This window comes from Paludisphaera borealis (genome assembly GCF_001956985.1).
Taxonomy (GTDB): Bacteria; Planctomycetota; Planctomycetia; order Isosphaerales; family Isosphaeraceae; genus Paludisphaera; species Paludisphaera borealis.
In genome coordinates this window covers 5,807,795-5,819,135 of sequence record NZ_CP019082.1, presented here as the reverse complement: position 1 = coordinate 5,819,135, position 11,341 = coordinate 5,807,795, and the positions used below count along the sequence as shown (strand labels likewise).

Sequence of the window (11,341 nt, the reverse complement as noted above, 5' to 3'; positions counted from 1 at the left end):
CGCCTCAGAATCGGTATCGGAGACTCCCGCCGTGGTGAAACGACCTCTCCTCGTCGCATCGCTGGTTATGGCTTTCGCCGCCTCGGCCGGACGGCCGGCTCAGGCCGACGAGCCCTGGGTGAACCTGTTCGACGGCAAGAGCCTGGAAGGGTGGACGGTCCGCGGTGGGTTCGCCAGATACCAGGTCGAGAATGGGGAGATCGTGGGGAACACGGTCGAGGGAAGCCCCAACACCTTCCTCTGCAAAGGGGACTTCAAGGACTTCGAACTCGAGCTGGAAGTCCGATGCGATCCCCGGCTGAACTCGGGGGTTCAGGTCCGCAGCCACGTCTACGGAAAAGACGATTCCGATCCTAAGAACCGCGACCGGGCGGGGGTGGTTTACGGCCCGCAATGCGAAATCGCCCGCAAGGAGACGGGAACGGCGGGACGGTTCTACGATGAAGGGCGTCGTGGAAGGTGGATCAGCGGCGAGATCGCCGACGCGGCGAAGGGCGCTTTCGATGACGACGGCTGGAACACGTACCGGATCGTGGCGCAAGGCGACCATTATCGTTCGTGGGTCAACGGCGCTGCGGTCTCCGACTTCCACGACGCCACGGACGCCCACGGGTTCGTCGGGCTTCAGGTCCACGGCATCGCCAAGGACCAGGGACCGTATCAGGTGCGCTGGCGGAACGTCCGCATCCGTGAACTGAAAGCCGGCGGCGCGACGGCCGATCAGGGCCGTCCCGAGGGGTTCCGGGCGATCTTCAACGGTCGCGACCTGACTGGTTGGGACGGAAGTCCGAAGTACTGGTCGGCCGAGAACGGCTGCCTGACGGGCAAGGCCGACGGCACGCTCAAGTTCAACCGCTTCATCACCTGGAGGGACGGCACGGTCAAGAACTTCGAGCTGCGGGTCAAGGTGAAGGTCTCGCCAGGCGGCAACAGCGGTCTCCAATACCGTGGGACCGAGCGGCCCGACCTGGGCGAATCGGTCGTCATCGGCTACCAGTGCGACGTGGTCGCCGACCGCCCCGACTATAACGGCATGCTCTACGAGGAGAGAGGACGCCGCATCCTGTCCCACACCGGCGAGAAGGTCGTGATCGACCCGCAAGGCCAGCCCTGGACGGTTGGAACCTTTCCGCTCCGCACATTCAAGCCCGGCGAGTGGCACGACTTCCGCGTCCTGGTCGAAGGGAACCACCACCGCCACTGGATCGACGGCCATCCGACGGTCGACCTGATCGACCTCGACGAGAAGGGACGCAAGCTCGAAGGGGTGCTCGCCGTGCAGGTCCACGTCGGCCCGCCGATGGCCATCCAGTACAAGGACGTCCTCCTCAAGACCCTTCCCGACGACCTCCCGCTGATCACCGCCGAACAGGCGGCGATCCCGTCCGACGCGCGCAAGGTCGCGGCTCAGGGCGAGGACCAGCCGCGGAAGCCCGACGCCGAGTGACCCGCGCATCATTCCATGAATTGATTTTTGCGCAGATCTCCATGGATGTTGAAGTCGCGCATCCGCCGGCCCGTGGACTCGTTGACCGCATCGCAGCAGGGATACACCAGCAAAATCGCCAGTACGGCGCCGTACAACCGCCGGCCCCCCCTGCCCCGAACCGTCTGCGTCCCCTCGGCGATCAGCACGAAGAAAACCGGGACCAGCCAGACGATCAGGCGGCCGTGGAACGGATATTTGCGGAGCGCCGAGGCCGCCAGCGCGAGGGCCAGCGGGGCGAGTAGGATCGCCAGCGCGGCCGGATCGCGGCGGCCGAGAGCGGCCGTCCCGAAGATCAGGAGCGCGACCGCCAGGCCGGCGAATGCGTAAGGCAGGAACGGCGGCACGAGGTTCAGCGGCGTAACGAACGTTTCGAGGAGGATGCCGGAAGTCGTCGACAGAGCCTTGCGCGTCGTCGGCGGGAACGGCAGGAACGCGAAGTTCCAGAAGACGTACATGGAGGTCGCCTCGTTGAGCAGCCGACTCGACGCGCGGTAGGCGACGACCGCGCTGGCCGCCCATCCGCCGGCGATCGCGGCGAGTCGCGCGGCGTCGCGCCAGCGGCCCGCGAGCAGGCGATGAGCGAGCAGAACGGCCCCGCAGCCGGCGACGACGAAGACCGACGGGAACGACATCCAGGGAGAGCCGATCGCGACCAGGGCCAGCAGCCCGAGCCTCCACCGGCTGGAGTCCACGGCAAGTTCGCCGAGGCTGACGAGCGTCACGACGAGCCCGATCGCGAGATCCCACGAGTACGGCTTCAACTCGCTCGAATAGTAAATCAGGTCGTCCGAGAACGCGAACAGGATCATCGCGACGATCGCCCCCGAACGGCTCATCAAGCGTTCCGCGAGACGGCGGAACAGCCCGAGAGCCGCAATCCCGCAGACTAACGGGATCAGCCGCGTCACGTAGACCGAGCCGCCGAACAACGCGACGAGCACGCGCTCGGGGATCAAGAAGCCGAACGGCGCCAGTTGGTCGCCGGCCAGGGGACGCGAAAAATCGAGGATCGGGCCGCCTCTCAGGTTCGCGCTCAGCGACCCCTCGTCCATCCAGTAAGGACGTCCGTCGAGGAAGACCCAGACCCGCAACAACGCCCCGAGCCAGATGAGCGTCTCAAGCGGACGGTCCTCGACGCGGTAACGCACCCAGCGGCGGTGCGGCGAAAAGTCGATCGGATGCGACAGAGAATCAAAGAATGACACGAGCGAACGCTGCTCCATGGACCCCAAAACGCTTCGAGCGGATTCGTCGAACCGCGAGAGGCTCATTATGATGTCGCCCCGAGCCGTCCCGCCACGCTAGACTGGAACCGAAACTCGATCCTGGACGAAGGAACCGCCTCGGGGGCCTGGCTGATGCGCATCAAGTGGTACGGACACGCCGCGTTCTTGATCGAGACGCAGGGGCTGAGGATCATTCTCGACCCGTACCGCTCGCCCGACTCGGGCGGTTACGAGCCGATCGACGAGCCGACGGACCTCGTGATCGTGAGTCACGAGAACGACCGTTATCACAGCCATCTCGGGCAGATCGTCCGGCCGTTCGAGGTCGTCCGCGCGCTCGAATTGCCCGAAGGGGGCGAAGTCGTCCGGAGCCTGCGATTCGAGGCGGTCCATGTTTTTGAAACGCCCGAGAGGATGCCTGAGGACGAGGTCGCCATCGTCCATTTCCGCTCGGAGGATCTCCACGTCGCGTTCCTCGGCGACCTGGGACACGCGCTCAACGAGACCGAGCTGGCCCCGATCCGCGGCGCGGACGTCGTCCTGATCGCCGCGGGGGGGCCGCCGACGATCGACTTCCCCGAAATCCCGGCGCTGCTCGATGCGATCGGCGCGAAGGTCGTCGTGCCGATGCATTACAAGACGCCCAAGATCAACCTCGCCATCCAGCCGCTGGAGCGGTTCCTCGAAGTCTTGCCCGGGGACCGCGTCGAGCGAATCGCCGACAGCGTCTTCAACGTCGAGCGCCGAACGCTGCCGGCGAGTCGGACGATCTACGTGCTGGAACACGCGCGGTGATCGTCCGCTCGACTCTCAGAGTTCGCGAAGCGCCGAGATGACTTCGATGCGAACCGCGCGAATGGCGGGGATCATGCCGCCGAACAGGCCCATCACCACGGTCATGATCAGGGCGACCGCCATGACCCAGGGGCCGAACCGGAAGTTGATCGTCACCGAGGCGAAGTTGCTGAAATTGCTGGTCTCAATGGTCAAGAAGCTCAGTGGCAAGGTCGCCAGCAGACCGAGCAGGCCGCCCAGCACGCAGAGCAGGAACGACTCGCCCAGGAACGAGATCAGGACGTCGCGCTGGGAGAAGCCGAGCGCCCGCATCGTGCCGATCTCGCGGGTCCGCGACTTGACGGCTGAGAACATCGTGTTGGCGGCGGCGAACATGGCGCCGAAGGTCAGAAGCACGGCGATCAGGGTGCCGGCCGCCTTCAGGAAGATGCTCGATTTCGACTGATTCTCGAAGTAGGTCGCCTCGGGGATCGCGGCGAGCTTGAACTGGGTGCCGTCCTCGATCGCCTTCTTGAGGTCGTCGCGGTCCTTCGTGCTGGCCGCGCGAATTTGGACGCAGGAGACCGAGCCGTCCCGGCCGGTGTTCCGCTCGACGTCCTTGAGATCGGCCCAGACTTCGCTCTCGGCGGAACTGCCGCCGGCGGTGAAGACGCCGACCACCCGATAGCGCTCTTTCTCACCGAATTCCAGCAGCCCGCCGACCTGCGCGCCCTTGTAAAGGCGGGAGATGTTGCGGCTGACGATGCACTCCCCCTTGCCCGATTCGAGGTCCCGTCCGGCGACGATCTTGAAGTCGGGCCGCAGCTTCCGCGAGGCGGGCTGAACGCCCCGGATGATCAGGTTGTTGCGCGTGCCGTTGGTCCGCTCGGTGATGGCGATGTTGAGGATTTCCTTGGCGGCGATCGGCCCGTTTTCGTCGCGCTGAATCCCGTTGAGCGTCAGCACCTCGTCGGCCTTCTTGGCCTCGAAACCGCCGGTCGTCTCGTTCGACGCCCCCTTCCGGAGAATCATCAGGTCGAGCGGATCGCCCGAGACTTTCAGGCTGTATTCCAGCCCTTCCACGAGCCCGAAGAGGATGCACGACGAGGCCACCAGAAGGGCGGTCCCCAGCATGGTCATCAGGGTCGTCTTCCAGCGCACGCGGAGGTTGCGGACGTTGTACTTGAACGGGATCATGGGAACCTCAAACGACCTTGCGGAGACCGTCGATCACGGACGAATTGGCGGCGAGGAACGCGGGGATCAGCCCGCTGACGAACCCCACGAAAAGCGAGACCGCCAGGCCGAGGATCGCAATGTTCCAGGGGATGTAGAAGAACGGGAGAAAGCCGCCGCTGAAGCGGGCGACGTCGACGAAATCGCAGAAGTATTTGCAGCCCAGCGAGCCGATCGCGCCGCCCAGACCGGCCACCAGAACAGCCTCGCTCAGCACCAGGAAGAGGACCAGGCCCTTGGTGAAGCCGATCGCCTTGAGAACGGCCACCTCGGTCGTCCGCTCGCGCATCGTCATGGCCATCGCGTTGCCGGCCACGAACAAGAGCGAGACCACCACCGCGGCGCCGATCCAGTAGATGGTGTTCTTGAGGTCCCCGAGCATCTCGGCGAACATCAGGCCGAACGCCTCCTCGGTCTGGGTCCGCGTCGGGAACTCGGTGTTGCGATATTCCTCGTCGATCTTCTTGCAGAGCGACGTCGTGACGTCGGCGCTCTTGCACTTGATGAAGATGCTGCCGGCGTTCCCCGACCGCTGCGACGAGGCCGTCGCCAGCGAGCCGCCCGACCCGGACATCGTCGTCTTCTTGAGCGCCTCGTCCAGGTACTCGTAATGGAAGAGGCACATCCGGAGATCGCGGTTGGTGTCTCCGTTGTAGATCCCCCGGACCGTGAGATCCAGGTCGACGGGGTAGATGTCCCCCTTCAACGGCAACGGGTCGCCGACCTTCAGATTGCGGTCCGTGGCGAGCTTGCGGCCGATGATCGCCCCGTCCTTGTTGGCCTTGAAGTCGGCGAGCTGGTCGGCGGGGACGGCGTACTCGTCGAGGATCGTGAACACCGAGTCGGCGTCGACTCCGAACTGGGCGAACGGCATCACCTCGTCGTGGTACTTGCCGCCGTACCACTGGAACGGCGTCGCACCCACCACGCCTTCCATCGCGGCGATCTGGCGGACCCGCGAGACCGGCAGCATGCCGGCGAACCCGTTGGCGTTCATCGTCACGATGCGATTGAAGATCCGCGTCGAGCTGGTGGCCTCGGTGTTCATGGCGAAGAACGACAGGAGGATCATCATCAGGAACAAGCAGATGCTCGTCGATGCGATCGTCAGCCCGGTCCGGACCGGATTCCGCCGGGCGTTGCGGAGGATGTAGGTCAGGTACTTCATGACGCCGCCGAGATGGAGGTTTCGTTGATCACGTCGTCCACGAGCCGGCCCTTGTCGAGATGGAGCACGCGACTGGCGCGGCGGGCGGCCAGCGGGTCGTGCGTCACCATCACGATCGTCTTCTGGAACTCGCGGTTGAGCTGTTCGAGGAGTTCGAGGATCTCGCCCGCGGTGACCCGGTCGAGGTCGCCGGTCGGTTCGTCGGCCACGAGCAGGTACGGGTCGGTGACGATCGCGCGGGCGATCGCCACGCGCTGCTCCTGGCCGCCGGAGAGCTGGCGGGGCGAATGGTGCTCGCGCCCCTCCAGCCCGACCACCCGCAGCGCGGTCATCACGTTCTCACGTCGCTTGCGACGGGACAGATGGGTCAACAGGAGCGGCAGCTCGACGTTCTCGAACGCGGTCAACACCGGGATCAGGTTATAGGTCTGAAAGATGAAGCCGACGTTGTGGGCGCGCCAGCGGGTGATCTCGGCTTCGGAGAGCCGCCCGAGATTCTGGCCGTGGACCAGGACCTCGCCGCGCGTCGCCGTGTCGAGGCCCGCGACCAGGTTCAGGAGCGTCGTCTTGCCCGATCCCGAGGGTCCCATGAGCGCCAGGTATTCCCCCTCCGCAACGCTGAGGTCGAGCCCCTGAAGGACAGGGACCACGAACTCGTCGCGGCGATACTCCTTATCCACTCCGCGCAGCTCGATCGACGGCGACGATTCCATGGAAAAACGACCTCTGGGGTTGATGGAATTGCGTTGGACGTCCGTGTGGTCGTCGCTTACCGCGTCGCTTCGCGGACGACGTCGCCGTCGCGAAGGCCCTTCGGAGGGCTCAGGACCACCTTGTCTTCCATTTTCAGGCCGGACTCGACGCGGGTCGTGCCCGACTGGGTGTTGGCGACCTCGATCCGCCGCTTCGCGACGCGCGAATCGTTGTCGAGCAGCCAGACGCAGTCGTGGCCGTCGTCCTGGAAGACCGCTTCGAGCGGGATGAACAGGTACGACCGGTTCGCGTCCGACTCGGCCCATTTCTTATCGGGAAGGAAATGGACCGTCGCCGCCAGCTCCGGAAACAGCTTGTCGTCGGGGTCGAGGATCTCGACCTTGACCTTCACCGTCGCCCGGGTCCGGTCCCCCATCGGCGTGATCTGGCGGAGCCGGCCGCGATAGCGCTTGGTCGGCACGGCGGTCACCGAGACCTCCGCCGGCTGCCCCTCCGCGACGCGGTACATCTGCTCTTCGGGGATGTCGGCCTCGACGTCCATCCTGCTGAGGTCGGCGATCGTGACCACCGCCGAACGTCCCAGCGACGAGCTCATCGCCATCGGATTGATGACCTCGCCGACCTCGCCCTGCTTCTCGACGACGGTGCCGTCGAAGGGGGCGTAGAGATACATCTGGTATTTGATCGTGGCTTCCGTCTCATCGACGTTCGCCTTCACGGCCTTGATCGCGGCCTCCAGGGCTGACACCCGCGCCTCGGTCATCTTCCGGGCGGCGATGGCCTTGTCGTAGTCTTCCTGGGGGGTCATCTTCTTGACGAGCAGCCGTTCGAGGCGTTTCTCCTGGCGGTCTTTGTCCCAGAGCTCGACCTTCGCCTCTTCAAGCTCGGCCTCGCAACGGATCAGGCTGGCTTTCCGCTGAAGGAGCATCGCGTCCATATCGTGATGCTCGATCACGGCGAGGATCTCGCCCTTCTTGACCTCGGCCCGCTCGTGGACCCGCATCTCCTCGACGCGACCCGCGATCCGGGTGCCGATCATGGCCTGAAACCGCGACTTGAGATAACCCTTGGAGCTGAGCAACTTCTCGGCTTCGCCCAGCGTCATCTTCTGAACGACGCCGATGGTGACTTCGGGTTTGCTGCGAATGTCTTGGTATTGCTTGTACGCGACCGCGGCCGCGACGCCGACGATGCTCAACGGAATCAGCCAGAGCAGCATCGAGAACAAGCGAAGCCCGCGTCCGCGACGCCGGTAGGCGACGGACGCGCCTCTCTGGGGCGACGATCGCATCGACTCGGGCCGGTCGATCTTGAGCGATGCGAGTTCCTCACGCAAACTGCTCGCCATGGGGACCCTCGACTGAGGATAAGCTGATAACTCGAAGCCGCGCGCCGGGGGTCCGGCGCGAAATAGGTACACGAGTTTATCGTGTACAAACTATCCTAAAATTTGCTCGCACGCGAGTGCGAAACCCTGCAAGACGAATCGCTTCACGTCGACGCACTCAAGACACTCGCTGTACGTCACGTTTCGTTGGAGAGACCGGGGCGATTTTTCGCGCGCTTGATTGCTTTAGTTTCGTAGGCCGAGATCGTCAAGGCTGTTCGGCGCGAGCCGGGGGCGCGGCGTCGGCGTCCGTCGCTTCAGCGGAACCCGCCGCCGGTTCGACGGTGAGCGAATACAGCCGACTGCGCTCGTTGAGGGCTCGGAATTTCCCTCGTTCGATGGTGAGCTTGCCCGCGTGTTTGATCCGGACCTGCCACTTGGTGACCTTGGGGATGCCGCCGAATCCTCCCCAGTAGGCGACGAACCACCGATACTGTCCAGGAGGTCCCGGCCCTCGGACCTTGGTCGATCCAGGCCCCTGGGATTCGACGAGCCAGTAGATGTTCTCGGGGCCGAAACCCTTCGTGTTGTCGACGTCGAGTTCGCCGCCTTGCTTTCCCTTGGGTTCTTCCCAGAAGATCTCTTTCCCGCCCGGCTCGATCACGTGGAGGTCGAGATCGGCGTCGGTGTCCCAGATCAGGGTGAACTGCGGATCGCCGACTTTCACGGCGACGCCGCGCACAAACTCTCCGCCGTCGCCGAACCGGGCGAGCCCGAAGCCGTCGCCGTCGCCCGCTCCGGCGTTGTCGTTGGGCCTCCCGCCGCCGGCGCTCGGTTTGGCGCCGCGTCCCAGCGAGATCGTTGGTTCCATTGGCGGCTGCGCCAGCTCGATCGAAGCTTCGAGCGGGGCTTCGAACAAATTTTCGGGCATCCCCTGGACGTCTTCCGGCGTGTTCAGCCCGCCTTCGAGCGTGACTCCCTCGGGGACGCCGTTGACCGAGCCCCCCAGGCGGGAGTCGAAGCTGACGGCCTTCCGCAGCGGAGGAGCCAGATACCAGAGCCCCAGACAGGTCAGGAGGACCGTGTGCAGCGACAGCGAGCCGGCCCAGCCCTTGAGCGACTCGGCCGTCCAGAAGCCGTCGAACCAGGTGCCCGTGGGTTCGTCGCGAAGTGGCTCGGCTGCCCGGATCACGCGCGGCGACCGCCGGGGAGCGTAAGCGATCGGAACCGGGTCTGGAGTCTTGATGGGAGCGGAAGGCTCCCCCGTCGGGGACGTCGACATGCCGTTGCGGCTCCCCCCTGGACACGAAGGTCGGGCTTCGTCCAAAGTCTTAAGATTAAGAACCTCGTGCGTGCCTCCGAAAACCACTGTAGCATGGGCTTCGGCCCGCCCGAAAGCTCAGATCGGTTGCGGTTTCCACGCGGGGCCGTTACGGTTGATCGACCGCGCGCCACGAGATCGAACTCCGAAGCCCGCGGACGACCCAACCCGCTTCCCGGTTTGTCCCCCACGGGGGACGCGGATTGAAACAAACCAAACATGGACTCACACGAACTGACTCAGTTGTTGGAGGCGGTGGCCTCCGGAACGGTCGCTCCGGCGGACGCCGCGCGTCGGGTACGCCCGCAGTCGTTCGTCGAGGCCGGCGGATTCGCGCACGTCGACTTGCAGCGTCGATCGCGGTGCGGGTTCCCCGAGGTGATCTTCGGCCAGGGCAAGACGGCCCCCCAGATCGAGACGATCCTCCGCACGCTCGTCGAGCACGACCAGGGGGGCCTGGTCACCCGGCTCGATCCCACGGCGGCCGAACACCTGAAGACGGTCTTCCCGGAAGGCGTGCACAACGCGACGGCCCGGACGTTCCGGATCGCCGGACCGGACGCGAACGACCCCAAGCTCGGCCGGGTCGTCGTCGTCACGGCGGGAACCAGCGACCTGCCGGTCGCCGAGGAAGCCCGAGTGACGGCCGAGGCGTGGAACTGCGACGTGACGCTCCTCGCCGACGTGGGAGTCGCCGGCCTGCACCGGCTCTTGAACCAGCTCGAACGGCTCCACGAGGCCGACGCCCTCGTGGTGGCCGCCGGCATGGAAGGGGCCCTGCCCAGCGTCGTCGGCGGGCTGGTCGCCTGCCCGGTGATCGCGGTCCCCACCAGCATCGGCTACGGCGCCAATTTTCATGGACTCGCGGCCCTGCTCGGCATGCTCAACAGTTGCGCGTCGAATGTCGTCGTGGTGAACATCGACGCCGGATTCAGCGGCGGCCACGTCGCCGGCTTGATCGCCCGCCGCGCGGGACTGGCCCGCAGCGCGGCCGCCGCCCCTCCCTCCGATCCCTCCTCTTCTTCCCGAGGCCGACACGCCCATGGCTCTTGAACGAGTCGAATCGATTCCTTCGCTCGCCCCCCGCCCGGCCGATAGTCACAAAGGGCGGTTCGGCTCGATCCTGGTCGTCGCCGGCAGCCGAGGAATGGCCGGCGCCGCGGCGCTCGCCGGCGCTTCGGCTCTCCGCTCCGGGGCGGGCCTCGTGCGGGTCGCGACGGCGGCCGAGGTCAACGCCACGGTCGCGAGCTTTGAACCCTCGTACATGACGTACCCCCTTCCCTGCGATGAGGAAGGCGTCATCAGCTTCAGGTCGTCGCAAGGCGTGCTCGAACGCCTGATGGAGAAGGTCGACGTCGTGGCGGTCGGTCCCGGGCTCGGTCAATCCGACGACGTCCGCGCCCTGGTGCGCTGGCTCATCACGTCGGCCGGTAAAACCCTGGTGCTTGACGCCGACGCGCTCAACGCGCTCGACGGCGACGTCTCGGTATTTGGCGGCCTGACTCAGCCGGCCGTCGTCACGCCGCATCCCGGCGAGTTCGCCCGACTGGTCGGCGTCTCGGTCGACCGCATCCAGGGCGATCGGGAGAACCAGGCCGCGAGCCTCGCCTCGCGATTCGGACATCTGGTGGTCGTCCTCAAGGGAAACGGCACGGTCGTCACCGACGGCTCGCGAATCTACGTGAATCGGACCGGCAACCCAGGCATGGCCACCGGCGGCGCGGGCGATGCGCTGACGGGCGTCGTCGCCGCGCTCCTGGGACAAAAGTTGTCGCCGTTCCAGGCGGCCCAACTCGGCGTCTACGTCCACGGCCTGGCCGGCGACATCGCGCGCGATCAAAACGGCGAGATCGGCCTGATCGCGGGGGACGTCGTCGACGCCCTGCCCGACGCTTTCGACCACGTCGTGCAGAATCAGGAATTGCACGACATCGGTCTCACGCCCTGATCGTCGACCCGATCGATCGTCGCCGCGCCGCGTTTTCCTGATGTTCAGGCGGCCAGGCCACGACTTGCCTGTACCGTCTTCGATGCGTAGGGTATAGTTGGGGACATCTCTCCCGGCCTGATCACCTCGGATCGGACC

Annotated in this window: 10 protein-coding genes; 4 read left to right on the top strand and 6 right to left on the bottom strand. The window is 65.6% G+C overall.

The window, feature by feature from the left end:
• Positions 1 to 31: 31 nt before the first annotated feature.
• Entirely contained in the window at positions 32 to 1,447 is a 1,416-nt protein-coding gene (locus tag BSF38_RS22490) for a 3-keto-disaccharide hydrolase (RefSeq protein ID WP_237170571.1), read from the top strand.
• 8 nt (positions 1,448 to 1,455) lie between these two features.
• Here the strand turns inward: BSF38_RS22490 and BSF38_RS22485 are convergent, their stop codons facing one another.
• A complete protein-coding gene (locus BSF38_RS22485) occupies positions 1,456 to 2,694 on the bottom strand; it encodes a glycosyltransferase family 39 protein (RefSeq protein ID WP_168189432.1) in 1,239 nt (412 codons plus the stop codon).
• Between the two features lie 153 nt (positions 2,695 to 2,847).
• On the opposite strand from BSF38_RS22485, the gene BSF38_RS22480 reads away from it, so the two are divergent.
• Complete coding sequence (locus BSF38_RS22480) at positions 2,848 to 3,510, top strand: MBL fold metallo-hydrolase (protein ID WP_076349373.1); 663 nt, start codon at positions 2,848 to 2,850, stop codon at positions 3,508 to 3,510.
• 15 nt (positions 3,511 to 3,525) lie between these two features.
• Here BSF38_RS22480 and BSF38_RS22475 read toward each other — a convergent pair whose 3' ends face one another.
• The 5 genes from BSF38_RS22475 to BSF38_RS22455 all read right to left on the bottom strand — a co-directional run bounded on the left by BSF38_RS22475 (position 3,526) and on the right by BSF38_RS22455 (position 9,216).
• The gene (locus BSF38_RS22475) at positions 3,526 to 4,686 is read right to left on the bottom strand and encodes an ABC transporter permease (RefSeq protein WP_076349372.1); all 1,161 of its coding nucleotides are present in this window, start codon (positions 4,684 to 4,686) and stop codon (positions 3,526 to 3,528) included.
• Between the two features lie 7 nt (positions 4,687 to 4,693).
• Positions 4,694 to 5,893 carry an ABC transporter permease gene (locus tag BSF38_RS22470; protein ID WP_076349371.1) on the bottom strand — a complete coding sequence of 400 codons (1,200 nt, stop codon included), beginning with the start codon at positions 5,891 to 5,893 and terminating at the stop codon, positions 4,694 to 4,696.
• Positions 5,890 to 6,606: an ABC transporter ATP-binding protein gene (locus BSF38_RS22465; protein ID WP_076349370.1), complete on the bottom strand. Its 717-nt coding sequence runs from the start codon at positions 6,604 to 6,606 to the stop codon at positions 5,890 to 5,892. Before BSF38_RS22465 ends, BSF38_RS22470 begins: the two co-directional genes overlap by 4 nt.
• Before the next feature lie 56 nt (positions 6,607 to 6,662).
• Positions 6,663 to 7,955 carry an efflux RND transporter periplasmic adaptor subunit gene (locus BSF38_RS22460; RefSeq protein WP_076349369.1) on the bottom strand — a complete coding sequence of 431 codons (1,293 nt, stop codon included), beginning with the start codon at positions 7,953 to 7,955 and terminating at the stop codon, positions 6,663 to 6,665.
• Between the two features lie 247 nt (positions 7,956 to 8,202).
• A complete protein-coding gene (locus BSF38_RS22455; RefSeq protein WP_076349368.1) occupies positions 8,203 to 9,216 on the bottom strand; it encodes a YfaP family protein in 1,014 nt (337 codons plus the stop codon).
• Positions 9,217 to 9,474: 258 nt separating this feature from the next.
• Between BSF38_RS22455 and larB the strand changes: the two genes are divergently transcribed.
• Together larB and BSF38_RS22445 are read left to right on the top strand one after the other, a co-directional pair.
• The gene (gene larB / locus BSF38_RS22450; protein ID WP_076349367.1) at positions 9,475 to 10,308 is read left to right on the top strand and encodes a nickel pincer cofactor biosynthesis protein LarB; all 834 of its coding nucleotides are present in this window, start codon (positions 9,475 to 9,477) and stop codon (positions 10,306 to 10,308) included.
• The gene (locus tag BSF38_RS22445) at positions 10,298 to 11,203 is read left to right on the top strand and encodes an NAD(P)H-hydrate dehydratase (RefSeq protein ID WP_076349366.1); all 906 of its coding nucleotides are present in this window, start codon (positions 10,298 to 10,300) and stop codon (positions 11,201 to 11,203) included. Before larB ends, BSF38_RS22445 begins: the two co-directional genes overlap by 11 nt.
• Positions 11,204 to 11,341: the final 138 nt, after the last annotated feature.

Coding starts and splice junctions, on each gene's coding strand:
- BSF38_RS22480 (WP_076349373.1), top strand. CDS start 2,848: ATGCGCATCAAGTGGTACGGACACGCCGCGTTCTTGATCGAGACGCAG.
- BSF38_RS22475 (WP_076349372.1), bottom strand. CDS start 4,686: ATGATCCCGTTCAAGTACAACGTCCGCAACCTCCGCGTGCGCTGGAAG.
- BSF38_RS22445 (WP_076349366.1), top strand. CDS start 10,298: ATGGCTCTTGAACGAGTCGAATCGATTCCTTCGCTCGCCCCCCGCCCG.
- larB (WP_076349367.1), top strand. CDS start 9,475: ATGGACTCACACGAACTGACTCAGTTGTTGGAGGCGGTGGCCTCCGGA.
- BSF38_RS22460 (WP_076349369.1), bottom strand. CDS start 7,955: ATGGCGAGCAGTTTGCGTGAGGAACTCGCATCGCTCAAGATCGACCGG.
- BSF38_RS22465 (WP_076349370.1), bottom strand. CDS start 6,606: ATGGAATCGTCGCCGTCGATCGAGCTGCGCGGAGTGGATAAGGAGTAT.
- BSF38_RS22470 (WP_076349371.1), bottom strand. CDS start 5,893: ATGAAGTACCTGACCTACATCCTCCGCAACGCCCGGCGGAATCCGGTC.
- BSF38_RS22455 (WP_076349368.1), bottom strand. CDS start 9,216: ATGTCGACGTCCCCGACGGGGGAGCCTTCCGCTCCCATCAAGACTCCA.